At 70.4% G+C, this 24,198-nt stretch carries 30 protein-coding genes; 15 read left to right on the top strand and 15 right to left on the bottom strand.

The window, feature by feature from the left end; translation table 11 throughout:
- Positions 1 to 207 precede the first annotated feature (207 nt).
- The 3 genes from msrA to VNW53_RS04775 form a co-directional block, all read right to left on the bottom strand.
- Positions 208 to 792 (bottom strand): peptide-methionine (S)-S-oxide reductase MsrA, encoded by a 585-nt coding sequence (gene msrA / locus VNW53_RS04785; RefSeq protein WP_325553949.1) that lies wholly within the window; start codon positions 790 to 792, stop codon positions 208 to 210.
- A gap of 104 nt (positions 793 to 896) precedes the next feature.
- Positions 897 to 1,535 carry a 3-oxoacid CoA-transferase subunit B gene (locus tag VNW53_RS04780; RefSeq protein ID WP_325553948.1) on the bottom strand — a complete coding sequence of 213 codons (639 nt, stop codon included), beginning with the start codon at positions 1,533 to 1,535 and terminating at the stop codon, positions 897 to 899.
- Positions 1,535 to 2,254 carry a CoA transferase subunit A gene (locus tag VNW53_RS04775; RefSeq protein WP_325553947.1) on the bottom strand — a complete coding sequence of 240 codons (720 nt, stop codon included), beginning with the start codon at positions 2,252 to 2,254 and terminating at the stop codon, positions 1,535 to 1,537. Before VNW53_RS04775 ends, VNW53_RS04780 begins: the two co-directional genes overlap by 1 nt.
- A gap of 123 nt (positions 2,255 to 2,377) precedes the next feature.
- Between VNW53_RS04775 and VNW53_RS04770 the strand changes: the two genes are divergently transcribed.
- Together VNW53_RS04770 and VNW53_RS04765 are read left to right on the top strand one after the other, a co-directional pair.
- Positions 2,378 to 4,264 (top strand): monovalent cation:proton antiporter-2 (CPA2) family protein, encoded by a 1,887-nt coding sequence (locus tag VNW53_RS04770; protein WP_325553946.1) that lies wholly within the window; start codon positions 2,378 to 2,380, stop codon positions 4,262 to 4,264.
- Positions 4,265 to 4,274: 10 nt separating this feature from the next.
- The gene (locus tag VNW53_RS04765) at positions 4,275 to 5,228 is read left to right on the top strand and encodes an isopenicillin N synthase family dioxygenase (protein ID WP_325553945.1); all 954 of its coding nucleotides are present in this window, start codon (positions 4,275 to 4,277) and stop codon (positions 5,226 to 5,228) included.
- A gap of 78 nt (positions 5,229 to 5,306) precedes the next feature.
- On the opposite strand, the gene VNW53_RS04760 is transcribed toward VNW53_RS04765, so the two are convergent.
- From VNW53_RS04760 to VNW53_RS04745, 4 genes are all read right to left on the bottom strand, one after another.
- Positions 5,307 to 6,662: a pilus assembly protein gene (locus VNW53_RS04760; protein WP_325553944.1), complete on the bottom strand. Its 1,356-nt coding sequence runs from the start codon at positions 6,660 to 6,662 to the stop codon at positions 5,307 to 5,309.
- Positions 6,663 to 6,830: 168 nt separating this feature from the next.
- Positions 6,831 to 7,460, bottom strand: coding sequence for a carbonic anhydrase (locus tag VNW53_RS04755; protein WP_325553943.1), 630 nt, complete (start codon positions 7,458 to 7,460; stop codon positions 6,831 to 6,833).
- On the bottom strand, positions 7,461 to 8,105 hold the full coding sequence (gene maiA, locus VNW53_RS04750) for a maleylacetoacetate isomerase (RefSeq protein WP_325553942.1): 645 nt from the start codon (positions 8,103 to 8,105) through the stop codon (positions 7,461 to 7,463).
- A gap of 11 nt (positions 8,106 to 8,116) precedes the next feature.
- Positions 8,117 to 8,797: a fumarylacetoacetate hydrolase family protein gene (locus VNW53_RS04745; RefSeq protein WP_325553941.1), complete on the bottom strand. Its 681-nt coding sequence runs from the start codon at positions 8,795 to 8,797 to the stop codon at positions 8,117 to 8,119.
- A gap of 172 nt (positions 8,798 to 8,969) precedes the next feature.
- On the opposite strand from VNW53_RS04745, the gene VNW53_RS04740 reads away from it, so the two are divergent.
- Positions 8,970 to 10,172 carry a CaiB/BaiF CoA-transferase family protein gene (locus VNW53_RS04740; RefSeq protein WP_325553940.1) on the top strand — a complete coding sequence of 401 codons (1,203 nt, stop codon included), beginning with the start codon at positions 8,970 to 8,972 and terminating at the stop codon, positions 10,170 to 10,172.
- A 173-nt stretch (positions 10,173 to 10,345) separates the two neighbouring features.
- Here VNW53_RS04740 and VNW53_RS04735 read toward each other — a convergent pair whose 3' ends face one another.
- Positions 10,346 to 11,701 carry an HWE histidine kinase domain-containing protein gene (locus VNW53_RS04735; RefSeq protein ID WP_325553939.1) on the bottom strand — a complete coding sequence of 452 codons (1,356 nt, stop codon included), beginning with the start codon at positions 11,699 to 11,701 and terminating at the stop codon, positions 10,346 to 10,348.
- Positions 11,702 to 11,936: 235 nt separating this feature from the next.
- On the opposite strand from VNW53_RS04735, the gene VNW53_RS04730 reads away from it, so the two are divergent.
- From VNW53_RS04730 to VNW53_RS04720, 3 genes are all read left to right on the top strand, one after another.
- The gene (locus VNW53_RS04730; protein WP_325553938.1) at positions 11,937 to 12,266 is read left to right on the top strand and encodes a DUF883 C-terminal domain-containing protein; all 330 of its coding nucleotides are present in this window, start codon (positions 11,937 to 11,939) and stop codon (positions 12,264 to 12,266) included.
- A 25-nt stretch (positions 12,267 to 12,291) separates the two neighbouring features.
- The gene (locus VNW53_RS04725) at positions 12,292 to 12,681 is read left to right on the top strand and encodes a hypothetical protein (RefSeq protein WP_325553937.1); all 390 of its coding nucleotides are present in this window, start codon (positions 12,292 to 12,294) and stop codon (positions 12,679 to 12,681) included.
- A 107-nt stretch (positions 12,682 to 12,788) separates the two neighbouring features.
- On the top strand, positions 12,789 to 12,965 hold the full coding sequence (locus VNW53_RS04720) for a DUF1328 domain-containing protein (RefSeq protein ID WP_324944986.1): 177 nt from the start codon (positions 12,789 to 12,791) through the stop codon (positions 12,963 to 12,965).
- Positions 12,966 to 13,020: 55 nt separating this feature from the next.
- On the opposite strand, the gene VNW53_RS04715 is transcribed toward VNW53_RS04720, so the two are convergent.
- Genes VNW53_RS04715 through VNW53_RS04705 form a run of 3 tightly spaced genes read right to left on the bottom strand, consistent with a single transcriptional unit; the run spans position 13,021 to position 15,079 of the window.
- On the bottom strand, positions 13,021 to 13,827 hold the full coding sequence (locus VNW53_RS04715) for a metallophosphoesterase (RefSeq protein ID WP_325553936.1): 807 nt from the start codon (positions 13,825 to 13,827) through the stop codon (positions 13,021 to 13,023).
- A 3-nt stretch (positions 13,828 to 13,830) separates the two neighbouring features.
- Positions 13,831 to 14,700, bottom strand: coding sequence for a diacylglycerol/lipid kinase family protein (locus tag VNW53_RS04710; protein WP_325553935.1), 870 nt, complete (start codon positions 14,698 to 14,700; stop codon positions 13,831 to 13,833).
- A gap of 10 nt (positions 14,701 to 14,710) precedes the next feature.
- On the bottom strand, positions 14,711 to 15,079 hold the full coding sequence (locus VNW53_RS04705) for a hypothetical protein (protein ID WP_325553934.1): 369 nt from the start codon (positions 15,077 to 15,079) through the stop codon (positions 14,711 to 14,713).
- A gap of 192 nt (positions 15,080 to 15,271) precedes the next feature.
- On the opposite strand from VNW53_RS04705, the gene VNW53_RS04700 reads away from it, so the two are divergent.
- The 3 genes from VNW53_RS04700 (at position 15,272) to VNW53_RS04690 (ending at position 16,586) form a co-directional block, all read left to right on the top strand.
- Positions 15,272 to 15,736, top strand: coding sequence for an OmpA family protein (locus VNW53_RS04700; RefSeq protein WP_325553933.1), 465 nt, complete (start codon positions 15,272 to 15,274; stop codon positions 15,734 to 15,736).
- Positions 15,737 to 16,086: 350 nt separating this feature from the next.
- Positions 16,087 to 16,296, top strand: a complete 210-nt coding sequence (locus tag VNW53_RS04695; RefSeq protein WP_325553932.1) for a hypothetical protein — start codon at positions 16,087 to 16,089, stop codon at positions 16,294 to 16,296.
- Positions 16,297 to 16,307: 11 nt separating this feature from the next.
- Positions 16,308 to 16,586, top strand: a complete 279-nt coding sequence (locus VNW53_RS04690) for a hypothetical protein (protein WP_325553931.1) — start codon at positions 16,308 to 16,310, stop codon at positions 16,584 to 16,586.
- A gap of 98 nt (positions 16,587 to 16,684) precedes the next feature.
- Here VNW53_RS04690 and VNW53_RS04685 read toward each other — a convergent pair whose 3' ends face one another.
- Both VNW53_RS04685 and VNW53_RS04680 read right to left on the bottom strand, forming a co-directional pair.
- Complete coding sequence (locus VNW53_RS04685) at positions 16,685 to 16,858, bottom strand: DUF1328 domain-containing protein (protein ID WP_325553929.1); 174 nt, start codon at positions 16,856 to 16,858, stop codon at positions 16,685 to 16,687.
- Between the two features lie 142 nt (positions 16,859 to 17,000).
- On the bottom strand, positions 17,001 to 17,804 hold the full coding sequence (locus VNW53_RS04680) for a response regulator (protein ID WP_325553928.1): 804 nt from the start codon (positions 17,802 to 17,804) through the stop codon (positions 17,001 to 17,003).
- Between the two features lie 236 nt (positions 17,805 to 18,040).
- Between VNW53_RS04680 and VNW53_RS04675 the strand changes: the two genes are divergently transcribed.
- Genes VNW53_RS04675 through VNW53_RS04660 form a run of 4 tightly spaced genes read left to right on the top strand, consistent with a single transcriptional unit; the run spans position 18,041 to position 20,758 of the window.
- Positions 18,041 to 18,229 carry a NepR family anti-sigma factor gene (locus VNW53_RS04675; protein ID WP_325553927.1) on the top strand — a complete coding sequence of 63 codons (189 nt, stop codon included), beginning with the start codon at positions 18,041 to 18,043 and terminating at the stop codon, positions 18,227 to 18,229.
- A complete protein-coding gene (locus VNW53_RS04670; protein WP_325553926.1) occupies positions 18,229 to 18,834 on the top strand; it encodes a sigma-70 family RNA polymerase sigma factor in 606 nt (201 codons plus the stop codon). Before VNW53_RS04675 ends, VNW53_RS04670 begins: the two co-directional genes overlap by 1 nt.
- Positions 18,835 to 18,853: 19 nt before the next feature.
- Positions 18,854 to 20,578 (top strand): sensor histidine kinase, encoded by a 1,725-nt coding sequence (locus tag VNW53_RS04665; RefSeq protein ID WP_325553925.1) that lies wholly within the window; start codon positions 18,854 to 18,856, stop codon positions 20,576 to 20,578.
- A 42-nt stretch (positions 20,579 to 20,620) separates the two neighbouring features.
- Positions 20,621 to 20,758: an entericidin A/B family lipoprotein gene (locus VNW53_RS04660; protein ID WP_325553924.1), complete on the top strand. Its 138-nt coding sequence runs from the start codon at positions 20,621 to 20,623 to the stop codon at positions 20,756 to 20,758.
- A 67-nt stretch (positions 20,759 to 20,825) separates the two neighbouring features.
- Here the strand turns inward: VNW53_RS04660 and VNW53_RS04655 are convergent, their stop codons facing one another.
- A complete protein-coding gene (locus VNW53_RS04655) occupies positions 20,826 to 21,635 on the bottom strand; it encodes a protein-glutamate O-methyltransferase CheR (protein ID WP_325553923.1) in 810 nt (269 codons plus the stop codon).
- Positions 21,632 to 21,997 carry a response regulator gene (locus VNW53_RS04650; RefSeq protein WP_325553969.1) on the bottom strand — a complete coding sequence of 122 codons (366 nt, stop codon included), beginning with the start codon at positions 21,995 to 21,997 and terminating at the stop codon, positions 21,632 to 21,634. The genes VNW53_RS04655 and VNW53_RS04650 overlap by 4 nt, the downstream gene beginning before the upstream one ends.
- 178 nt (positions 21,998 to 22,175) lie before the next feature.
- Between VNW53_RS04650 and VNW53_RS04645 the strand changes: the two genes are divergently transcribed.
- Both VNW53_RS04645 and VNW53_RS04640 read left to right on the top strand, forming a co-directional pair.
- The gene (locus tag VNW53_RS04645; RefSeq protein ID WP_325553922.1) at positions 22,176 to 23,090 is read left to right on the top strand and encodes a hypothetical protein; all 915 of its coding nucleotides are present in this window, start codon (positions 22,176 to 22,178) and stop codon (positions 23,088 to 23,090) included.
- Positions 23,091 to 24,068: a hypothetical protein gene (locus tag VNW53_RS04640; protein WP_325553921.1), complete on the top strand. Its 978-nt coding sequence runs from the start codon at positions 23,091 to 23,093 to the stop codon at positions 24,066 to 24,068.
- The last annotated feature ends 130 nt before the right edge of the window (positions 24,069 to 24,198 follow it).

Raw genomic sequence — 24,198 nt, 5'->3', positions numbered from 1 at the left:
GGATCAGCTCGATGATTGGTCCACGGATTTCGGCGGCGCGGCGGTCGACGGACCTGGACGCGGACGGCCGCGGGGGCTGCGGCGCGTCGCCGGGCTGGGCCGGCTTCGGGCCATCCGGATCTTCCGTACACCTCTCGGGCGCTATCCGGGCGAGCTATCCCGCTCCGACATGGACCTGGGCGGGCGGCGCCTGCCCCAAGTCCGGATCTAGCCGGGGGCCTTCGCCCACACCGCCTTGAGCGTGCGGTCGCGCCGGCAGCCGATGCGGTAGGTCATGTAGGCGACCGGGTTCTTCTCGGCGTAGTGCTGGTGATAGCCCTCGCCCATCCAGAAGGTGGTGGGCCCCAGGATCATGGTCTTGATCGGCAGCCCCAGCTCCTTGCCGACCTCGGCCTTCACCTGCTCTGCGGCGGCCTTTTCGGTGGCGTCCGTGGCGAAGACGGCGGTGCGGTAGGACGGGCCCTGGTCGCAGATCTGGCCGTTGGGGTCGGTCGGGTCGATGTGGTGGAAGAAGGCGTTGACCAGTTGCGGATAGCTGATGACCGCCGGGTCGTAGGTGACCTTGATCGATTCCAGGAAACCTTCGTGGTTCTCGTAGGTCGGGTTCTTGCCCGAACCCCCCGCGTAGCCGACGACCACGTCCTTGATCCCGGGCGTATGCTCGATGTCGTGCTCGGCCGACCAGAAGCAGCCGCCGGCGAAGACCGCGGTCTTCAGGGCGCCCGCGGCGGGCGCGACGTTGGCGAACATCAGGGTCGTGGCGGCGATGGCCGCGAACAGACGGGTCTTCATGGGATCAGCATGCCATTCGTAAGCGCTAGGGTCGCCTGAGTATACGCGATCACGCCGGCATTGGTTACAGGGGCGCTCTTCCCTCCGCGTCACGGGGAGGAAAACTAAGCGACCTCGAACGCCGCCTCGGTCTTGGCCCTGACCTCGTCCGCCGTCACGCCGGGCGCCAGCTCCGTCAGAGTGAGCGGGCCCTTGCCGCGGCTGACGTCGAAGACGCCGAGTTCGGTGATCACCAGGTCGACCACGCCCTGGCCGGTGAGCGGCAGGGAACACGCCTTGACCAGCTTGGGCGCGCCGGACTTCTCGGTGTGTTCCATGACCACGACGACACGCTTCACCCCAGCCACAAGGTCCATGGCGCCGCCCATGCCCTTGACCATCTTGCCCGGCACCATCCAGTTCGCCAGGTCGCCGTTCTGCGCCACCTGCATCGCTCCCAGGATCGACAGGTCGATGTGGCCGCCGCGGATCATGGCGAAGCTGTCGGCCGAGGAGAAATAGGACGACGAGGCGAGCTCGGTGATCGTCTGCTTGCCGGCGTTGATCAGGTCGGGGTCGATCTCGTCGGGATAGGGGAACGGCCCCATGCCCAGCATGCCGTTCTCGCTCTGCAAGGTCACGTGCACGCTGGTCGGGATGTAGTTCGCCACCAGGGTCGGGATGCCGATGCCGAGGTTGACGTAGAAGCCGTCGCGCAGCTCCTGGGCCGCGCGGGCGGCGATCTGTTCGCGGGTCCAGGCCATCAGGCGCCCACCTTCTCTTCGCGCGGCCGGGTGGTCGCCTGTTCGATGCGCTTCCCATAGACCGCGCCCTTGAAGAGGCGGTCCACATAGATGCCCGGGGTGTGGATGTTGTCCTTGTCGAGCTGGCCGGTCTCCACCAGGGCCTCGACCTCGGCGACCGTCACCTTGCCGGCGGTCGCCATCATCGGATTGAAGTTCCGCGCGGTGCGGCGATAGACGAGGTTGCCCTCGTGGTCGCCCTTCCAGGCCTTGACGATGGAGAGGTCGGCGGTGAGGCCGCGCTCCATCACATAGAGTTCGCCGTCGAACTCGCGAACCTCCTTGCCGTTGGCCACCAGAGTGCCGACGCCGGTCTTGGTGAAGAAGGCCGGGATGCCCGCCCCGCCGGCGCGGATGCGCTCCGCGAGCGTGCCCTGCGGGTTGAACTCCAGCTCCAGCTTGCCGGAGAGGTAGAGCTCCGCGAACAGTTTGTTCTCGCCGACGTAGCTGGAGATCATCTTGCGGATCTGCCCGCCGGCCAGGAGGACGCCCAGGCCGAAGTCGTCGACCCCGCAGTTGTTGGAGACCACTGTCAGCTCCTTGACCCCTGTCTCGCGGATCGCCGCGATCAGGTTCTCCGGGATGCCGCAGAGGCCGAAGCCGCCCGCCATGATCGTCATGCCGTCGAAGAGCACGCCCGCAAGGGCGTCGGCGGCGCTGTTCACTGTCTTGCTGGCCATTCCGCCCTGTTACGCCGCAACGCAGCATCTGGAAACGGGCAAGCCGCCCTGACGCTGAAAAAGACTCGTCAAGACCCGCCGGGCCTGCCTCCATGACCGAATCGCCGGCATGGAATCCGCGAGATGAACGGCTACTCCCTCCTGGTCCAGGCGATGGTCTACCTGGCCGCGGGCGTGGTCTCGGTGCCGATCGCCAAGCGGCTCGGCCTGGGCTCGGTGCTGGGCTACCTGATCGCCGGCGTCCTGGTGGGGCCCTTCGCCCTCGACCTGGTGGGCCCAGAAGGCGACATCCTGAATTTCGCCGAGTTCGGCGTCGTGATCCTGCTGTTCCTGATCGGGCTGGAGGTGCGCCCGGCCCTGCTGTGGCGGATGCGCACCGCGATCTTCGGCGTCGGCACGGCGCAGCTCCTGGCCACGGCGGCGCTCGTCGGGGCCGGCTCGCTGGCCTTCGGCCTGGACTGGCGGCTGGGCTTGGCCACCGGCCTGATCCTGGCGCTCTCCTCCACCGCCATCGTCCTGCAGAGCCTCGAGGAGAAGGGGACCCGGCAGGGGCCGGTGGGCGAGGCCTCCTTCGGGGTGCTGCTGTTCCAGGACCTGGCGGTGATTCCGCTCTTCGCCCTCCTGCCGTTGCTGGCGCCCGCGGGCGGCCCGGCGGCGGGCCCGGCGCACGACACGAACCTGGTCGGCGCCCTGCCGATGTGGGCCCGTGTGGCGGCCCAGCTCGCCGCGGTCGCCGCGGTGGCGGTGGGCGGCCGCTACCTGACCCGGCCGATCTTCCGCTTCATCGCCGCCGCGCGCCTGCGCGAGATCTTCACCGCCTCGGCGCTGCTGGCGGTCGTGGCGGTCGCCGCGCTGATGGAGCTGGTGGGCCTGTCACCGGCCCTGGGCGCCTTCCTGGCCGGCGTGGTGCTGGCCGAAAGCGAATTCCGCCGCGAGCTGGAGACCGACATCGAGCCGTTCCGCGGCCTGCTGCTCGGGCTCTTCTTCATCACCGTCGGCGCCGGCCTGGACCTTGGCCTGGTGCTCAAGCATCCCCTGACGATCGCCGCGGCGGTCGGCGGGCTGATCGTGCTGAAGACCGTGGCCATGTACATCTGCGGCCGCCTCTTCCGGACGCCGTCGAGCGTCGCCCTGACCACCGCCGTGGGACTGGCCCAGGGCGGGGAGTTCGCCTTCGTCCTGCTGGGCTTCGCGGTGGGGGTCCATGTGATGGACGCCCAGCTCGCCCGCCTGCTGACCGCCGTGGTCGCCGTCTCCATGGCCGCCACGCCCCTGGTGACCGCCGCCTACGAGAAGCTGGTCCTGACCCGGCTGGAGGAGAGGCCCGAGCCCGAGAACCTGCCCTTCGACGAGGGCGACCCCGACGTGATCGTCGCCGGCTTCGGGCGCTTCGGCCAGATCGCCACCCGCCTGCTGCTGGCCAACAACTTCAAGGTGGTGCTGCTGGAATCCTCCATCGAGCAGATCGAGATCCTTCGCCGCTTCGGCTGGCGGGTGCACTATGGCGACGCGAGCCGCATCGACCTGCTGCGCAGCGCCGGCGCGGACAAGGCCAGGCTCCTGCTGGTGGCCATCGACGATCGGGACAAGGCCGTGGAGATGGTCGCCGCCGCGCGCCAGGCCTTCCCGAAGCTGGCGATCTTCGCCCGGGCGTTCGACCGGCGGCATGCTTACGAGCTGATCAAGACGCCGGGCGTCATAGTCGAGCGCGAGACCTTCGAGAGCGCGCTGAACTACGGCCGCCGCGCGCTGCTGACCCTGGGCTTGAGCGAGCGGCGCGCCAATAGGGCCGCCAGCCTGTTCCGCGAACAGGACAACCTGCTCTGGAAGCAACTGGCGCCGATCGCCGGGGAGGAGGACCGCTACGTCATGGCCACGCGGGATTCCCGCGAGACGACCGAGCGGGTGCTGCGCGCGGAGATGGAGCGCATCGCCGAGGAGGAAGACCGCGAGGACGCGCCTCAGTTGGCGTCGGTCCGACGGCTGGAGGCCGACGAGGAGCGGGTATAGAACCTAGCGGATGAGCCAAGCCCACACCCTGCCGCCCCGCATCGCGCCCGTCTCCTTCGAGGGCTTCGGCCGCGACTTTCCGCATTTCTCCGAGACCCTCGGCGCCTCGTTCGAGCGGTTCGGGTTCGCGGTCATCTCCGATCACGGGATCGCCCAGGCGCGCATCGACGCCGCGCTCGCCGCGGCCAAACGGTTCTTCGCCCTGCCGGAGGCCGACAAGCTCAAGTACAAGCTGCCGGTCGGCGGTCAGCGCGGATACACCCCCTTCGGCGTCGAGACCGCCAAGGGCGAGGTGAACTACGACCTCAAGGAATTCTGGCACGTCGGCCGCGACCTGCCGCCGGGGCATCCGTACCGCAGCCACATGGCCGACAACGTCTGGCCCGACGCCGACGTGGCCGAGTTCCACGAGACCGTGGGCTGGCTCTACGGCGCGCTGGACGCCATGGGCCTCAAGGTGCTGGAGGCGATCGCCGTCTACCTGGGCCTGGACCGCCACTTCTTCGACGGGACCGTCGATTTCGGCAACTCGATCCTGCGCCTGCTGCACTACCCACCCGTGCCGTTCGACGGGCCGCACATCCGCGCCGCCGCGCACGAGGACATCAACGTCATCACCCTGCTGCTGGGCGCGGAGGAGGCGGGGCTCGAGGTGCTGGATCGCGACGGCCAGTGGCTGGCGGTCAATCCGCCGCCGGGCGCCCTGGTGTGCAACATCGGCGACATGCTGCAGCGGCTGACCAACAACCGCCTGCCGTCGACCACCCACCGGGTGGTGAACCCGGCCCCGGAGCGGCGCGGCTTCGCGCGCTACTCGACGCCCTTCTTCCTGCATTTCAACTCGGATTACCTGATCCGGACCCTGCCGAACTGCGTCGATGCGGGCCACCCGGACCGCTACCCGACCCCGATCACGGCGGACGCGTTCCTCCAGGAGCGGCTGCGCGAGATCAAGCTCGCCTGAGGCCAGATCCGAAGACGGCGAAAACGCCAACCGGCTGACCTGGATCAGGTCAGCCGGCGGGCGGTCGTTCGCTCGGATCTAGTGGGAGATCCGCAGCTTGTTCAGGTCTGCGGCGATCGCCTGGAACGCCACCTGCAGCGCCGCGCCGGTGGTCGGCAGGTAGGCGTGGGCGGCGTCGGTGGCGCAGTTGGCGAGGATCGCCTGGGCCTGCGGATCGGCCCCGCCGTGCAGGAAGCCCACGGTGTAGATGATGACGTTGTTCGGCGCCGCCTTCATCGCGCTGCAGAGCGACTGAGCCTGGGTGAAGGAGTCACCGTTGGGCGAGGCGCAGGCGGCGTGCTCGTTCGAGCCGCCGCTGCTCCCGTCGGTGGCCGAGCTGGGGTTCGAGATCGCGCCCTTGCAATAGGCGGTGTTGAAGGCGCCGTCGGTCATCAGGATCACCACCTTCAGCGTGTTCGGCGTGCCGTAGGCCGCCCCTTGGCTGCCGGACGGGAACAGGCCGCCCCAGTTCGGGGAGAGCATGTACCAACCCCACGCCACGCCGATATGGCCCGCGGTCGAGCCGCCCGCCGTCAGGGTGCCGATCATGTTGTGGAGGGTCGTCTTGTTGCTGCTGAGCGGCTGGATGGTGGCGCCGATGCAGGGGTTGTCGGCGGCGGGATAGACCCAACCCACCGGGGCGCCGTTGTAGGAGGCGTCGGTGAAGGCCTGGGCGCCGGTGCGCTCGCTGACGCAACTGCTCACGTTGAACGTAGGCGGCGAGCCGGACGCGGTGGTGAACTTCATCTTCGTGCAGCCCGGAAGGTCGATGCACGGGGCGGCGATGGGCGATGGCGCGGTGATGGGAACGCCCCGCACTGTGGCGGCGTAGGCGCCGACGTTCACGGCGTTCGAATAGGGCACGACGGCGATCTTTGAATAGAAAGGCGTCTGGGTGTTCGAGACGACCAGATCGATGAGCTGGTTGGCCGCCGATTGCAGCGACGAGAGCGGCGAGCCCGCCATCGAGCCGGTGTTGTCGAGCACCATGGCGACTTCGATGTTGTTGCCGTTGCGGGTGACCTCGGAGGACACCTGGACCGGCGAATGGCCCGCCATCGGCGAGAAGGCGCTCAGTTGGACCGCCGCCTGCGCCTGCACCTGGGTGTTGTTGTTCACCAGTGTGAACGACGAGGAGGTCAGGGTCGCGCCCGGGACGAGCTGGAGGTTGGCGGCCAGCGCCTTGCTGCCGATGCTGTTGATCGTGGGATTGTCGGTGGCGCTGGAGCGGGCGGCGTAGAGGGTCGCGGCGTCCAGGGCGTCCTGCAGCTTCCCGTGCTGTTCGTTCGCCTGATAGACGTCGAAGAGCCCCAGCGACATGGGCGCCAGCACCGCGAAGGTGATGGCGAAGGCCACCGCGCTGACCCCTCTCCGGTCGCGCAGGGCGCGCGACACGAATTTCGGGACGAGTCTGGAGAGGTGGAGTTGTCTGAAGGGGTTTCGCATTTGATCACCCGAGTCCGAGTTCAACGGGTGAAAACTGACCCATCAGCGTAAAGGAATCAGTTACGAAGAAGGGTAAATCTTTGATTCAGCAAGAATATGGTGAAGACCTCTGAAGCCCTAAGCCTCAACCCCGTTCTCCAGCCGGTCGAGTTCGGCAGGCCCGCCCACGGTGACGCCCAGGTCGTTCACCAGGCCCGTGGCGATCGAATAGACCCAGCCGTGGACGCAGACCTTCTGGCCGCGCGCCCAGGCGTCCTGGACGAAGACGTCCGAGGCCACGTTCCTCACCTGGCGAATGACGTTGAGCTCGCAGAGCCGGTCGAGCCGCGCGCGCTCCTCGGGGATGGCGTCCAGCTCGTGACGGTGCTCGTGGCGGACCTCGCGGATCGGGTGCAGCCAGTGGTCGACCATGCCGCGGCGCTGGCCGTCCACGGCCGCGGCGATGCCCCCGCAGCCGTAGTGGCCGACCACCAGGACGTGCTCCACCTTGATCACGTCGATGGCGAACTGCAGCACCGACAGGTAGTTGGAGTCCTGCGGCGGGGCCAGGTTGGCGACGTTGCGGTGCACGAACATCTCGCCCGGATCGAGATCGACGATCTCGGTGGCGGGGACCCGGGAGTCGGAGCAGCCGATCCACAGGTATTTCGGCGCCTGCTGGCCTTCCAGCCGCTTGAAGAAGCCGGGATCGGCCGCGATCTTGCGCGCGGCCCAGGCGCGGTTGTTGGCCTTCAGGTCGTCTAGCATCTAGAGCGGGACCGCGTCGGGTTGCTGGTTCGGGTGGGCGGCCTGGAAGGCCGGGTGCGATTGGGCGCGCTCGTTCACCGCGCGGATCGCCGGCCAGGGGCCGAGGTCGAGCTGATAGCGGTTGGCGGAATAGACCTGGGGGATCAGGCAGCAGTCGGCCAGGCTCGGGGTGTCGCCGAAGGCGTAGCCGCCGCCGTACTCGGCGACCATGGGCTCCAGGGCGTCGAAGCCGTCGCGGATCCAGGCCTGGGTCCACTCCAGGATGCCCGCCTGGTCGATCCCCATCTGGTGCAGCTTGCGGCCCACGCGGGTGTTGTTCAGCGGGTGGATATCGCAGGCGACGATCAGGGCCATGGCCCGCACGATCTGGCGGTCCAGCGACGTCGTCGGCAGCAGCGGCGGGTCGGGGTATTCCTCCTCCAGCCATTCGAGGATCGACAGGCTCTGGGTCAGCACCCGGCCGCCGCCGAGGTCGAGAGCGGGGGTGAGCTTCTGGCGATTCACCGCGGCGTACTGGGGCTCGCGCTGCTCGCCCTTGATCAGGTCCAGGGCGGAATAGTCGTAGGCCACGCCCTTCAGGGCCAGGCCGATGCGGACCCGGTAGGGCGCGGTGGCGCGCCAGGCGCTGTAGAGGGTGAAGCTCATCCCACGCGCGCCTAGACGACCTTGAAGCTGAGCTGGCCGACGCCTTCGACCTCGCCGGTGACCACGTCGCCGCGGACCAGGGGGCCGACGCCTTCCGGAGTGCCGGTGTAGATCAGGTCGCCCGCGGCGAGCGTCCAGAGCTTGGAGGCCTCCGAGACGATCTCGGCGGTGGCCCAGATCATGTCGGCGACGACGGCGTCCTGGCGGACCTGGCCGTTGACCGAGAGTGTGATGCGGCCCTGCGGCGGCGCGCCCGTCCAGGGCTTGATCGCCGAGATCGGCGCGGACTGGTCGAAGCCCTTTGAGGCGTCCCAGGGCTGACCCTTGTCCTTCGCGGCGTTCTGCAGGTCTCGCCGGGTCATGTCGACGCCCACGGCGTAGCCCAGGATCAGGTCCAGGGCCCTTTCCACCGGCACGTCGGCGCCGCCGGACTTCAGGGCCACCACCAGCTCGATCTCGTGGTGCAGGTTGGCGGTTTCCGGCGGATAGGCCACGTCGCCACCGGGCGGGACGATGGCGTCGGCCGGTTTGCCGAAGAAGAACGGCGGGTCACGGTCGTCGCCGCCCATCTCGCGCCGGTGGGCGGCGTAGTTGCGGCCCACGCAGAGGATTCGGCGCACGGGGAAGACCGCGTCCTGGCCCTGGATCGGGACGGTGGTCACGGCGGGCGGGTCGAAGAGATACTGGCTCATGGGCAAGCGCCTTACGCCGGGCGACGGCGAGCGTCCACCCCATCCGCAGGACCGTCATTCCCGGGGCTTGTCCCGGGGACGCATACGCGGCATCGCTGCGGGCAAGGCTCCGGCGCCGGTGTCGGTGGATAGCCGGGACAAGCGCCGCCATGACGATCGGGAAGAACAGGAAATGACGACCAGCCAAGGCCCGCTTTCGGACCTCGTCGTGATCGAGATGGGCTCGCTGATCGCGGGGCCCTTCGCCGGCCAGATCCTCGGCGACTTCGGGGCCGAGGTGATCAAGCTGGAGGACCCCAGGGTGGGCGACCCGATGCGCCAGTGGGGCCGCAGCCTGCCGCAGGGCCACTCCCCCTGGTGGCCGGTGATCGGGCGCAACAAGAAGTCGGTGGGCCTGGACCTGCGCAAGCCCGAGGGCCAGGCGATCGCGCGCCGACTGATCGCCGGCGCCGACGTGGTGATCGAGAACTTCCGGCCGGGCGCCATGGAGAAGTGGGGCCTCTCCTACGAGACCCTTTCGGCGGACAACCCCAGGCTGGTGATGGCCCGGGTCTCCGGCTTCGGCCAGACCGGCCCCTATGCCGAGCGCGCCGGCTACGGCCTGATCGGCGAGGCCATGGGCGGCCTGCGTTACGTCACCGGCGAGCCGGACCGGCCGCCGGCGCGGGCCGGCATCTCCATCGGCGACAGCCTGGCGGCGATGCATGCGGTGATGGGGATCACCATGGCCCTGCACGAGCGGACCCGCACCGGCCGCGGCCAGGTGATCGACGCGGCCCTCTACGAGAGCGTGCTGGCGGTGATGGAGAACCTGGTCACCGAGTACGACATCACCGGCTATGTCCGCGAGCGGTCGGGCGCGATCCTGCCCGGCATCGCGCCTTCCAACGCCTATCCCTGCGCCGGCGGAGAGCTGATCCTGATCGGCGGCAACGGCGACACGGTCTACGCCCGCCTCACCGAAGCCATGGGCCGGCCGGACTTGAAGACCGACCCGAAGTTCGTCGACCACGCCAGCCGCGGCGTGAACCAGCAGGAGCTGGACGCCATCGTCGCGGCCTGGACCTCGACCTTCGCCCTGCCCGACCTGCTGGCCCTGCTCGAATCCCGGGGCGTGCCCGCCAGCCGCGTGTTCCGCGCGCCGGACATGCTGGAGGATCCGCAGTTCGCCGCCCGCGAAGCCATCGTCACGACGGAGCATCCGGTGTTCGGCCCGATCCGGATGCAGAACGCCTTTCCGAAGCTCTCGCGCACCCCGGGCTCGGTCCGCTGGCCGGGCCCGGCCCTGGGGCAGCACACCGGCGAAGTGCTGGCCGCCCGCGCGGGGGTCTCGGCGGCGCGGCTGGCCGAGCTGCGCAAGGCCGGGATCGTCTGAAGCCGAAATGCGCCGGTCCGCGACCTCTGCCGCGGACCGCACAAGGGAGTTCCGGTCGCTTGAGTCGGGCGAAGTCCTTTAGGCCGCCGGTCCAGCCCCTGCGATGACACCGCAGGCCCCCCCGGCCACTTGCTTAGCCCGCCCTCGAAGCCGAGCCGAGGCGGCGCCTTGTCTCAGGGGCGGCTTTGGGGGTGCGACCTGTTGACCTGCAGCAGCTCCGCGACCGCCGAGGCCACCTGGGTCACGTCGTAGGGCTTGCGGATCACCGGGGCGTCGAAGCCGCCGGGCGCTCCGCCGGTCTCACCATAGCCGGTGGCGAAGACGAAGGGCACGTTGCGCGCCGCCAGCGCCTCGGCGACCGGGCTCACCGAATGGCCGTTCAGGTTGGCGTCGAGCACCGCGGCGTCGATCGGCTGGCCCAGCAGGGCCAACGCCTCCTCCAACTCGTAGGCCGGGCCGATCACCGTGGCGCCCGCGTCGGAAAGGCCGGTCTCCAGCTCCATGGCCAGCAGCACCGCGTCCTCGACGATCAGCACCCGCGCGCCGCGCAGGTTTGTCGGGCCGGCGACGGTGGTGACGGCCTCGACGACGCGGGCGGCCGGCGCGTCGGGCACGGTTTCCGGACGCGGCGCCACGGCCGCCGCGCCGGCCCGCAGGCGCACGCACACCCCGGCGGGCCGGTAGTCGATGGCCGCCTCGCCGTTCAGCTCGCGCCCGGTCACCTGCTCCAGCAGGGTCGCGCCGAAGCCGCGGCGCACCGGCGGGCTGACGGTCGGGCCGCCGCTCTCGGTCCAGGTGAGCTCGAAGCCGCCGTCCGGCAGCCGGCTCCAGCGCAGGTTGACCCGGCCCGTCTCCACCGAAAGCGCCCCGAACTTCACCGCGTTGGCCGCCAGTTCGTGCAGGCCGAGCGCCAGCGCATTGGCCGCCCGGGGGGTCAGGAACAGCTCCGGGCCGTCCCAGGCGGTCTGGCCGGGCGCCAGCGCCCCGAGCTCGGCGGCGGCCAGGTGGTCGATGGCGGCGCCGCGCCATCGCGCGGCCGTGAGCAGCTCGTTCGCCGAGCCCATGGCCTTCAACCGCCCGCCGAAGTTGGCCAGGAAGGCGTCCAGCGAGGTGGTCCGCTTGGCGGTCTGCTGGGCCAGCGCCAGGACCGTGGCCAGCACGTTCTTCACCCGGTGGTCGAGTTCGGCCAGCAGGGTCTGGCGCTGGTCCTCCTCCAGCTTGCGCGAGGTGACGTCCTCGACGACGCCGGTGACGCTGAGCAGCCGTCCGTCGGGGCCGCGCGCCAGCACGCCCGCCACCCGCAGGCAGACGGTCCGCCCGTCGTCCGGCCGCACATGGCGGAACTCGAATTCATAGGCGCCGTCCGGGCCGCGGCTTTGCTCAGGAGGTATGAAGGGCTCCAGCGCCTGGGTGGTCTTGGCCGGCGCCGGGCCGGGCCGCAGGCCGGTGATCGCGGCCATCCGCGCACTGACCGCGAACAGCCCCGCCGCCGCGTCCCACGCGAATTCTCCGAGGCCCGCCACCGCCACGGCCCGTTCCAGGCGGCGATGCTCCTCGCTATGGCCAAGGTCACCTAAGGTCATAGCCTGAACATAAGGCGGCGGCGGCCGGACCGCGACAGGAACCGTGCTCGGAAGCCGGCGTTTCCGACCGCTGGGGAGGCGGCCTCGCCTTTGCGGCCAAGGCGGGAACCCGCTAGGGTGTCCCACGTTCAGCGTTCCATCGCCCCGCCGCTCGCCGGGGCCAGCCTTCGGAGACGTCCCAATGCCCGCGAACAGCATCGACCATACCGCCGAGGATGCCACGTCCGCGGTCAACGCGGCCGCCGACAAGGCCTCCAAACTCTCCGCCGAGGCGCAACGCTCCTTCGCCGACGCCGCCAAGCGTATCGAGCGCGCCGTCACCGAGGGCATCGAGCAGCTCCGCGCCCAGACGCGCGCTTACAGCGACACCGCCGGCCAGCAGCTTGACGAGGCGCAGCAGTACATGACCGAGCGGGTCCGCGAACGGCCCCTCGCGGCCACCGGCGCCGCGCTCGGCATCGGCGTGCTGATCGGCCTGTTGCTGGCCACGGCTTCCTCGTCGCGCCGCTAGACGCGCACGATTGACGTCCGGGGGCATGATTTTCAGGAAGTTCGTCGGGCTGATCGCCGCCTTCGCCGCCATCGCGGCGGCGGCGGCCATCTGCATGGTCGCGATCGCCTTCGCGATCTATGCGGCCTTGCGCGAGGTCGTCGGGCCGGCCTGGGCCGCTGCGGCCGTCGCCGGCATCGTGGCGTTCATCGCCCTGGTCATCGCCCTCCTGATCACCCGCAAGGTGCGGCCGAAGCCGGTGAAGGGCGACACCCAGAACCTTACCGCCAAGCTGATCGATCTGGCCCGCGAACGCCCGCTGGTGGCGCTGGGCGCCGTCGCCGCCGCCGCCACGGTGGCGTTCAAGAACCCGCGCATCCTCACGGCCATCATCGCCGCGGCTTTCGCGCCGCGGCCGTCGCCGCCGAAACACTGACCCTGCCGGGCTTCGCAAGGCCTTAAGAGAGCAGCGTTCGGAACGCGGCCGAGCTCCAGGCGTTGGTTGGCCGATAGCGCCATAGGCGCGCAAACGGAGGAACCGCAATGCTCGGCTGGGCTCTGACTTTCCTGGTGGTCGCCTTGATCGCAGGCGTACTTGGCTTCACGACGATCGCCGGTGCGGCGATCGGTATCGCCAAGATCGCCTTCTATGTCTTCCTCGTGCTGTTCGTGGTCTCGCTGATCATGAACTTCGTGCGCGGCCGGGGCACGACGCTCTGACGCGACTTGCCGACGACCCGCGCCGTCCGCCTTTGCGCGGCGGCCGGGCTTCGTCCTAAGACCCTGCCGCCGCGTTCGGGCGGCGGCGGTCGAGGGACCAGGTGCGGTTCGCCTCGTAGTGCGATCCGGTCCACCCCATGGCGGCGACGCGGATCGCCGCATCCTCGATTTCCACCACATTGAAGCTGGCCGGCGTCCCGCGTTCGCGGATCGAGAGCGTGCCCGCGCCGACCGCGTAGGTCTTCCCGTCGGCGAACGGATAGGGCCAGGTGAAGGGCGCGTGGATGTGCCCGGAGAGCACCAGGTCGACCCCCGCCTCGGCGAAGTCGCGGGCCGCGGCCTCCCCGCCCCAGACCCGCGCGGTCATCGGGCCGCCGATCATCTCGGTCAGCGGATGGTGGCAGGCGACGATGCGCACGCACGCCGGATGGGAGTCCTCGAACCACTCGACCGCCGCGGCCACCTGGCGCCGCGAGATCTGGCCCTTCGACCAGTTGATCCGCGGCTGCGCGCCGCGCGCGGTGTTGAGGCCGCGCACCGCGAAGCCGCCGCCCAGATGCGCCTGGGCGGCGGCGGGCCCGATCGCATGCTCATAGCGGCGGAACGGCGCGAAGATCCGTTCGGCCCAGGCGAGGTAGGGCGCGTCGTGATTGCCCGGCGTGACCAGCCTGGGCGCCTGGATCTGCTCCAGCCAGGCCGCCGCGCGGTGGAACTCCTCCACCTCGGCGTACCGCGTCAGGTCGCCGGTCACCACCACCAGGTCGAAGCCGCCCGCGTTGACGTAGTCGGTCGCCGCCGCGACGGCCTGGGCGTTCTCGCCGCCGAAGTGGATGTCGGAAATGTGCGCCAGTCGGATGGTCACGGCTCACGCGTCCTTGGGGAGGGCCAGGATGCGGGCCACGCGGGCCACGTAACGCACCTCGGCCAGGGTCTTCAGCTGTACGGTTTCGCCGTCGAGGAGCGCCGGAATGTTGTGCGATCCCCAGACGCGGGCCGCCTTGCAGGGCCTCACCACGACTTCGGGCGAGTCGCGCCAGTCGCCGGTCACCGCGTGGAACCCCAGCCGCAGCAAGTCGGACACGCCGTGCACGTCCAGCGCCGCGGCCTCCAGCGTGTGGGCTTCGTTGTCCAAAGCCCGCGACGTGAGCGGGCAGATGAACACCAGGGCCTCGGCCTTCTCCCGCTCCGCGCCGTCGAGCATGTAGCGCAGCCGGCCCTGAAAGGTGCGCCGCAGGGCGCGACGCGCGCGCAGCCACGCCAGCTTGGGCTTGCCGAAACGGGCGGCCTCGCGAGCTGGCGCCCACAGGGCGGGCGATCCGAGAATGGCGGCCACCAGGAAGCTGTGTCCTGCGATCGAGCCGCCGCCGATCGGCCGCTCGTAGCCGTGCTCGAGGGCCAGGCGCAGCGCCTCGGGCCAGGGACGCACGCCATAGACGGCGTGGGGCAGCATATTCATGGTTCCCCCCGGCAAGGGGGCGATGATCGGCCCCTCGGGGCCGCAGAGCTCGGCCGCCGCGCGGGCCGTTCCGTCGCCGGCCAGCACGACCAGCAGGTCGGGCGCCTTGTCGATGGCGGCGCGCAGGCAGTCGACCACCTCGTTCGGCTCCGGCGTCCAGACGTGATGGGTCAGGCCGAAGTCCGAAAGGATCTTCTCGACCTGGGCGGGCGCGTCGCGGCCCACGCTGCCGGAGGCGACGTTGGCGACCACCTCGACCGTTTTGACCTTCGCCCCCAAAGAATCCCGCCTAGCTCGGAGAACCGGCGGCCTTGGCTTTCGCAGCCTGCCCGGCGTCGCGCAAGGACTGGCCGGCCTGACTGGCGGCGTCACGAACCTGGGGCTCGGCCTTGTTCACCGCGGCCTGCAGGTTCTCGTCGGCCACGCTGCCGCCGCGGCTGAATGAGCCGTTGGCCGCGGCCAGGACCAGCAAGGCCACGCCGCAGACCGCCGCGGCGAAGGTGAGCGTCATGAAGATCGGATGCCGGCGGCGGCTCGCGCGTTCGTCGGCGCGCCCGCGTTCGTAGGCTTCGCGCACATCGGCCTGCACCTCCTTGATGTCGAGGGTGTCGACCGGCCGTGCGATCCTGTCGTCGGTGTCTAGGCGTGCGCCAACCATCGAAGGGCTCCCGTTCAAGGTGCTGTCCCCACCCCAACGGCAGGGCGCGACGCAGGTTCCGGGAAGCCGCCGGCCTGGATGCGGCGCCGCGGACGGAACTGGGGCGCCCGGGCGGCGTTTTGCCCGACAGGGACGGAGAGGGCGGCCGGACTTCTCCGGCCGCCTTTTGTCGTCCTGATGAGGGGCTTTGACATGACGATCCGCGCGACGGCGAACGGCATAGCGATCCTGGGGCTGAGCCTCGCGCTCGGGCTGGGAGGCTGCGCCTCCACGGAGACCGCGCGGGGCCGGATCGTGAAGGCGGCCCCCCGCTGCGCCGACCAGACGGCGCAGATCTATTTCGACAGCTTCTCGGCCGAGCTGACCAAGGAGGGCCGCGCGGTAATCGCCGCCGCGGCCCAGCAGGCCAGGCCCTGCAAGGTCACCGGCGTCGAGGTCCTGGGCCTGGCCGACTCCGTCGGCGGCGCCTCCGACAGCAATCTCGACCTCTCCAAGCGCCGTGCGCAGGCGGTGACCGCCGCGCTCGCCGGCGCCGGCCTGCCGGCCGCCGAGTTCAAGATCACCGCCGTCGGCGAGACCGGCTCGACCACCGCCGACGGCCGCGCCCGGCCGCTGCGCCGGCGCGCCGACATCGTGGTGCACCTGGCGCCCAGCTAACGGCGCCAAAGGAAAGGGCGGATCCCTTCGAAGGACCCGCCCAGTGTGCATCATCGAGAAAAGGGGTGCGGAGACGGCAGACCGGCATGGTCGCCGGTCTCAAGTCGGGGGGGGCGTCGCCGCCTCCGCAAATCTAGAAACTCACAGCCCCCAAATGCGTTCCGGCGGCCGTCCAACTTTTTTCAACTTTTTTCACTATTGAAGACGATGCCCCGCAACTCTTTGTTATTGCATCTTTTTACCTGGAGATACGGCCGGGCGTGGCGGGCGTTCGGGGAACGCTGTCGCGCGGCGGGCGTTTGCCAGACCGACGGGCGCGCCCCGCCCGCGCTTGCAGGGAACACTGCGCCATGCCGTCAGGCCATGCCGTCGGGCGCGGCCCGGTCCTCGTGAAGACGCCGAGTTGGCGCCAGCAGGCGGGACGCCGCCGGCTGGCCGTGGTCTGCGCCGTCCTGGGCCTGGCCCTCGCCAGCGCCGTGATCGGCTCGCTGATCCATCCCGTCCACGCCGTCTCCAGCCGACCGGCCACCGGCCCGTTCAGCTACATCCCCCCTGAGTAAAGGACGCTTCCATGGCCGACACTTCGAGACCCGACGACACACCCCAGCCGGTCCTGGCCGCGACGCCGGCCCGGCAAGGCCGCTTCGGTCGCCACATGTTCTGGGTGCTGGTGGCCGGCACCCTGCTGGCCGCCCTCGGCCTGTTCCTCGCCTGGACCTGGAAGGCGCCCGACCTGTCGCGCGCCGACGCCCAGCGGACCAGCGCCCACGCCGCCGCGGCCCCGGCCTATGACGCGCCGGCGCCGGCGCCCGCCACCCAGCAGAAGGGGCCGAACCCGACCGCGCCCTGAAGCGGCCGCAACCCGCCCAAAACAAAGGCCGCCCACTGCTGGGCGGCCTTTTTCCTTGCGGCTCTGCCCGCCGAAGCGGGGGAGACAAAACGTCGTGGCTAGACCACCGACTGGCCGCGGAAGGCGCGGATGACGAAGCTCGCCACCAACAGCACCAGGAAGACCACGAACAGCACCTTGGCGATGGTGGCCGCCAGGCCCGCGAGGCCCACGAACCCCAGCACCCCGGCGACGATGGCCAGGACGGCGAAAACGAGCGCCCAACCGAGCATTGGCATCTCTCCTCGAACGAAGACGGGCGCCGCGATGGCCGCGGCGCCCTGTCTCAACGTGGAGCCTGTTCGCCCGTTCCGCCGGCCTAGAGCCCTTCCCACTCAGGTTGGCTGACTTGATCCAAGTCAGTCGGGACAGAGTCTAGGCCGCCTGCTTGGACGCCTTGCGCGGGTGGAAGAACAGCGCCTGGCCGATGGCGGCCTTCACCGTCTCCGGCTGGAAGGGCTTGGTGATCAGGAAGGTGGGCTCCGGCCGCTCGCCGGTCAGCAGGCGCTCGGGGAAGGCGGTGATGAAGATCACCGGCACGTTGTAGCGCGCCAGGATGTCCTTCACCGCGTCGATGCCCGACGAGCCGTCGGCGAGCTGGATGTCGGCCAGCACCAGCCCAGGCGTCTTGCGGGCCACCGCGTCCACCGCCTCGGTGCGCGTGGCGGCGATGTCGACCACGGTGTGGCCGAGTTCCTTGACCAGGGCCTCGATGTCGGCGGCGATCACCGGCTCGTCCTCAATGATGAGGACGTCGGTGGCCAGTTCGGCGTCGATCTCGGTCTGGGCCTCGGCGATCAGTTGCTCGACCTCGGCGAAGTCGGAGTCGAGGATCTGGGCGGCCTCGGTGGGGGTGAAGCCCTCAAGGGCGGTGAGCAGGAAGGCCTGGCGCGAACGCGGGGCGATGCGCATAAGCCGGCGCGTGGTGTCGTCGCCGCTCTGGTCGTCGTCCTGCGGCGCGGCTTCCAGTTGGGCGCCGGAGGAGCACCAGATGGCGTGGAATACGTGATAGAGGGCGACGCGGGGCGTCAGGTTGGCCTCCAGCGTGCGTTCGCCCGCCGCCAGCGCCTCAAGCGCGACGCGGACGTAGTGGTCGCCGGTCGTCTGGTCGCCGGTAAGGGCCCGGGCGTAGCGCCGGACGTAGGGCAGATGTGGCGCGAGACGTGCTAGCAGACTCAAGGGCGAACCCCTCCCGTTGGTATTGAACGCTTTGGCCTTAGATGGGGGCACCCGAAGGCGTTCCCCCACAGACCCCATCATGATGCAAAAACGCAACGATGGGGAACTTGTTCCCAAGACCGGGAGTTTTCCGCATCTTGCGCGCCGGGTGCGGGAACCCCAGGCCAAGCGGGGCGTTGATGGGCGACGAGGATTCCACGAGGGGGCGGCCCCCGCGAAAGCGGCACGCCGACAGTATGATCGAAAACATGTCTTCACCGGACCCACGCAAACCTTCCGCCGCGTTGGATGAAGCGCGTCTTCGCCAGCAGGCGATCGGCGTGCGGCTGCGCCAGATGTTCGACGAAGTCGTCAACGAGGACGTCCCGGACGAGTTCCTCGAAATCCTTCGCCGGGCTGACGGCAAGACGGCGGAGAACGGCTGATGTCGGACACCCCCGCGGCCCGTCCTTCGCGTTCCGGTTCGGACGACGAAGGCTTCAAGCGCGAGCTTGTCCAACTCATCCCGCACCTGCGGGCCTTCGCCCGCACCCTCTGCGGCGACCCAGCCGCGGCCGACGACCTGGCGCAGGACGCCATGATGAAGGCCTGGGACGCGCGCGCCAGTTTCCAGATGGGCACCAACATGAAGGCCTGGACCTTCATGATCCTGCGCAACCAGTTCTATTCCGAGAAACGCCGCTCCTGGCGGCAGAGCCAGCTCGACCAGGAGGCCGCCGAGCGGACCCTGGTGGCGGTGGACGATCCGGAGGCGCCGGTGGCGCTGGACGAGCTGCGCCAGGGCCTCGCCATGCTGCCGCCGGAGCAGCGCGAGGCGCTGATCCTGGTGGGCGCCGGCGGGTTCGCCTACGAAGAGGCGGCCGAGATCTGCGCCTGCGCCGTCGGCACGGTGAAGAGCCGCGTCAGCCGGGCGCGCCGGGCCCTCCACGGCATCCTGGAGTCAGGATCCTACGACCGCGACGGCGCGTCGGCGGGGGACGCCATGCGGGCTATCCTGGCAGATGCGGAGCGGCTAAGCACCGTCCGTTGAGGACGGAACTCGGCTCTCCATGACCGGCCTTGCCTGGGGTTCGCTGAGCACGATCAGGGTCCGCCTGACAGCGGCCCTGGCGGCTGCGCTGCTTCCCGTCCTGATCATCGGCGTCGCGCAGTCCGCCATCGCCTTCAACCGCGAGCGCATCGCGCTTCGGCAAAACCTGGGCTTCGCCGCCGAGCGCAGCGCGGCCACGGCGCGCAGCCGCATGGAAGGCGCCGGGATCCTGCTCCAGACGCTGGCGCCCGGGGCCATCGGCTACCAGTGCGCCGACCGCCTGGCGGAGGTGACCCGGCGCATCCCGGGCTACGCCAACCTGGTGCGTTTCGACCGTCGCGGGCGGGTGGCCTGCGCCGCCGCCGACGTGCCCCTCGACCCGCAGCGTACGCTGAAACCCTGGTTCCAGCGCCTGCAGCGCGGCGACCAGTTGGTCATCACCCGCGATCCCGGCGCGACCTCGGCGGCCCAGCCCTCGGTGCTGGCGGCCGTCCGGGCCAGCGCGCCCGACGGGACCTTCGACGGCGCCTTCGCCGCGGTGATCGCGCTGGCCAGCCTCGAGCCGTCGGTGTCGGACCCGACGTTGCCCGCCCACGCCGACGTGGCGCTGGCCGACGCCGGCGGCCGCTACATCAGCGAGACCGACGGCAAGGCCTTCCCCACCCTGCCCGGCGGCTGGCGCGACCAGGTGCGCCTGAACGGGGCGCTGGTGTGGTACGGCGCCGACGCGCGCGGCCAGCGGCGGGTCTACGCCGCCGCCCCGGTGGCGGGCGACGAGGTCTATGTAGTGCTGTCGGCCCAATCGCCGGGCATCTTCTCCTGGGCGCGCCTCAATCCGCTGTCGGGCATCCTCTTCCCGATCATGACCTTCGGCTTGGCACTCGCGGCGGTGCTGCTGGTGACCGACCGGGTGGTGATCCGCTGGATCGCCTATCTGCAGCGCATCGCCGCCCTCTACGCCCGCGGCCGGCTCTCGGTCCGGCCCGTGCAGGCTGAGCAGATGCCGCCGGAGATCCGCGAGCTGGCCGAGACCCTGGAGGACATGGCCGACGCCATCGTCGGGCGCGACGCCTCCCTGCGCGACAACCTCGCCCAGAAGGACGCGCTGATGCGCGAGATCCACCACCGGGTGAAGAACAACCTGCAGGTCATCTCCTCCCTCCTGAACATGCAGCAGCGGGCCCTCACCGACCCGGCGGCGCGCGCGGCCATGTCGGACACCCGCCAGCGGATCACCGCGCTGGCGCTGATCTACCGCGCCCTCTACCAGGGCCCGGACCTGAAACGGGTCGACCTGCGCCCCTTCCTGGAGGAACTCACCGCCCAGCTTGTGGCCGGCGAGATCAACCAGGGCCAGCCGGTGCGCACCGAGCTTTCGGTGGACGCCCTGGTCATCGACCCCGACCGCCTGGCGCCGCTCGCCCTGTTCGCCGTCGAGGCGATCACCAACGCCCAGAAGCACGCCTTCGGCGCCCGCGGCGGGGTGCTGACCCTGGACTTCCGCGTGCGCGGCGAGGAGGCCGAGCTGGCGATCTCCGACGATGGCCAGCCGGCCGACGACGCCCTGTCGCGGTCCGGCGTCGGGCGCACCCTGATGACCGCCTTCGCCCGCCAGCTTCGCGGCCGCGCCGAGGTGACGCGGAACGAGGCCGGCGGCGTGACCGCGCGACTCTTCTTCCCGACCCCCGCCGCCGACCCCCCGCAGGCGGATGCGTCGAAGGAAGGGAACCAAGCGGCAGCATAAGGGTTGTTACGGGACGAGTTTCAAAACCCCCGGAGAGACCCCATGCGCAAGTTCGTCATCTTTGCCGTCCTGGCCGCCAGCTTGGCCACCGCCGCCTGCAACACCGTCGCCGGCGCCGGCAAGGACGTTTCGGCGACCGGCCACGCCGTGACCAACACCGCCGAAGACGCCAAGCACTAGGTCGCCTTCGACCAAGGATCTGAGGAGCCCCGTCGCCCTGCGGCGGGGTTTTCTTTTGCGTGGGGTCTTAAGCTGCGACCCGCGCAGAGACGCCGCGGCCGTGGAAGCCCGGGCGCCCGGCCACGGCGCTGAGGCCCGGCGCGGCCTCGCCCTCGCCCAGCACCAGCCAGCCCCCCGGCGCGAGCGTCCGCTCCAGGGCGCCCAGCACCCGGGCGCGGGCGTCCTCCAGCAGATGGCCCAGCAGGCCGCGGCACAGCACCAGGTCGAACTGGCCCAGGCGGCCCAGATCCTCCATCAGGTTGACGCGCCGCCAGCGCACCATCTGGCGCACCCGCGGCGACAGCGAAAAGCCGTCGTCCAGCCCCTCGAAATGGGTCACCAGCCGGCGTGCGGAGAGGCCGCGCTGCACCTCGAACTGGCTGTAGACGCCGGCCTGGGCCTTCTCCAGCCGCCGCTCGCAAAGGTCCGAAGCGAACACCTCCACGGTCACGCCCGGCGGCGCGGACTCGGCCAGGGCCATGGCCAGGGAATAGACCTCCTGCCCCGTGCCGCACGCCGCCGACCAGAGGCGGATCTTGCCGCCGGCCCGCCGCATGGCCAGGTCCGGCAGCACCTCGCCCACGATCCGCGCGAAGGTCTGCGGCTCACGGAAGAAGGCGGTCTCGGCCGGCGACATGGCCTCGACGGCCCGCCAGGCCAGCCGGTCGTCGTCGCGGTCGCGGATCGCGCAGACCAGGTCGTGGACCGAGGCGAAGCCCTCGCGCCGCGCCACCGGCGCCAGGCGGTTCTCAAGCAGGTAGGCCTTGTCCGGATCGACTCTCAGGCCCGCGCGCTCGGCGCTGAGGCGGGCGATCAGCTCGCGATCCTGCGGGGTCACAGCGCCCCCGCCAAGGCCAGTTTGGAGGCGAGGATGTCGCCGTCGAAGGGCTTCATGATGTACTCGTCGGCGCCGGCGTCCAGCGCCTCGCGCACCCGGTCGAGGTCGCTCTCCACCGAGCAGAACACCACCCGGGGCGCGCCGCCGCCGGCCTCCTGACGCAGGCGGCGCAGGAACTCCAGCCCGTCCATCACCGGCATGTTCCAGTCCAGCAGGACGAGGTCCGGCATCGCGCTCCGGCACCAGGCCAGGGCCTCGGCGCCGTCGCCCGCCTCGGCCACCTCGAAGCCCAGGTCCTCGAGGATCCGGCGCGCGACCTTGCGCACCACCCGACTGTCGTCGATCACCAGGCCCAGCTTCACGCGCGGCGCGTCCTTAACCATGCCCCGTTGTCGCGCCGCGATGGTTAAGGAGGGGTGCAAGACCTCCTTTCAGGAGACCACAAAGCGCGGCCGATCGCCGTTCTTTTCCAGTCGCGCTCGACTGGGCCTCGACGTATCGTCCTGGCCGAACACGCTATGCGACGGGAAGCGCGGCATCATGGGGACGAGGCGGCTGCTGATCGGCCTGGCGGGCCTTGCGCTCAGCGCCCCGGCGCTCGCCAGGGAGACCGAGCCAGCCCTCACGGCGCCCACCGTCAGCGGCGTGACCGTGGACGCGCCGAAGACGGCCGATCCGCTGGTCGATCCGGCCCGCGAGTTCGTTCGCCAGCGCCTGCCGGAGAGCACCTTCTCCGAACAGTACCCGCGCTTCCGCGACGACGTCTGCGTGAAGGTCGTCGGCCTGCCCGACGAGTACGACGCCTTCATCGCCAGGCGAATCGTCGAGATCGCGGGCCAAGTGCATGCGCCGGTCGCCAAGGCCGCCGACTGCACGCCCAATGTTCATGTGATCATCACCGCCGAGCCGCAGGCGCTGCTCAACGACATCGCCAAGCGTAAGGACATCCTGCTGGGGTTCTACTGGAACGAGGCCAACCTGAAGCGCCTGGCCGCGTTCACCCGGCCGGTCGGGGCCTGGTATGTCACGCGGACACGGGGACCGACCGGCGAGAGCCGGCTCGAAATCCACGACCCGACGGACCATCTGAACCCGCGCGTCGGCCGCGCCGGCAGCCGGCTCTCCAACGGCATGAGCACCGAGGTGGTTCACAGCCTGGTCATCGCCGACGCCAACAAGGTCGCGGGCGAGAAGATCGAGGCGGTGGCCGACTACGTCGCCGTCCTCGCCCTGGCCCGCTGGCGGAAGCTCGACCGCTGCAGCGGCATGCCGACCATCCTCAACCTGATGGCCGACGGCTGCGACGCCGACGCCAGACCGGAGGCCGCGACGCCCCAGGACCTTGCCCTGCTGACCGCGCTCTACGCCGTCGAGGCGCGCGAATCCGGCGACCAGCAGCGCTCCACCATCGCCAGCGCCGTGCGCAAGGCGAACGCCGCCGACGGCCGCCGCTAGGTGCGCGCCGCCGCGGTCATCGCAGCCCTGGCGAGCGCCGCGGCGTTCGCGGCCGCCGCGGCGCCGACTCCACAGGCCGGACCCGTCCCCGCCAAGGCGTCGCCGCCGGCCTCGACGGTGAGCGGGATCACCGTCGAGGGCCCCGCGAAACAGGACCCGCTCGTCGACCGCGCCACCGAGTTCGTGCGCCAGCGCCTGCCTGCCAGCCGCTTCGAGCAGTACGCCCGGTTCCGCGATCCGATCTGCGTCAGGGTGGTCGGCCTGCCGGCGGAGTTCGACGCCTTCGTGGCCAGGCGGGTTGTCGAGGTGGCCCGGGAGGTCAAGGCGCCGGTGGCCGAGGCGGCGACCTGCACGCCCAACGTCAACGTGATCTTCTCGCCCCGGCCGCAGGCGCAACTGGCCGATATCGCCAGGCGGCGCGACATCCTGTTCGGCTTCTATTTCCGAGCTGAGTTGAAGAAGCTGATCACCTTCAGCCGGCCGGTCCAGGCCTGGTATCTCACGCGCGCGGTGGGCGCGGACGGGCGAGGCGTGCTCGAGCTCAACGACCCGGCGCCTTGCCAGGGGACCGGCTTGCCGGGCGCGCCGCCCTGCGACCTCAAGGCGCCGCCGCTGACGGGCCGGGCAGGCAGCCGGCTCGGGACAGACATGAGTTCGGAACTGGCGCACAGCCTGATCCTCGCCGACGCCAACCGGGTGGCCGGCGAGAAGATCGAGGCCGTCGCGGACTACATCGCGGTGCTGGCGCTGTCGCGGTGGCAGGGGCTGGAGCGCTGCTCCGGCCTGCCGACGATCCTCAACCTGATGGCCGACGGCTGCGAGGCGGAAGACCGGCCGGAGGCGGCCACGCCTCAGGACCTCGCCCTGTTGACCGGGCTCTATCGGGCCAATGCGAGGGAGGCTGGGACGCTGCAACGGGCGGAGATCGCCGGCGCGATGCGCAAGGCGGGCGAGGATCCCGGCAAGGGGCGGCGCTGAACTTCGGGCCCGGCTTGTCCGGGCCGCCCATGATCTCCGTGCGCGGCGGCTGTTCGCGGCGCGGCCTCGCCTCTTCATCCGACCTCAGGCGATCATGGGTCGCCCGGACAAGCCGGGCGATGACGAATGG

The sequence above is a fragment of the Phenylobacterium sp. genome (genome assembly GCF_035569475.1).
Taxonomy (GTDB): Bacteria; Pseudomonadota; Alphaproteobacteria; order Caulobacterales; family Caulobacteraceae; genus Phenylobacterium.
The sequence above is the reverse complement of the archived record's forward strand: the minus strand, read 5'-3'. Positions and strand labels throughout refer to the sequence as shown.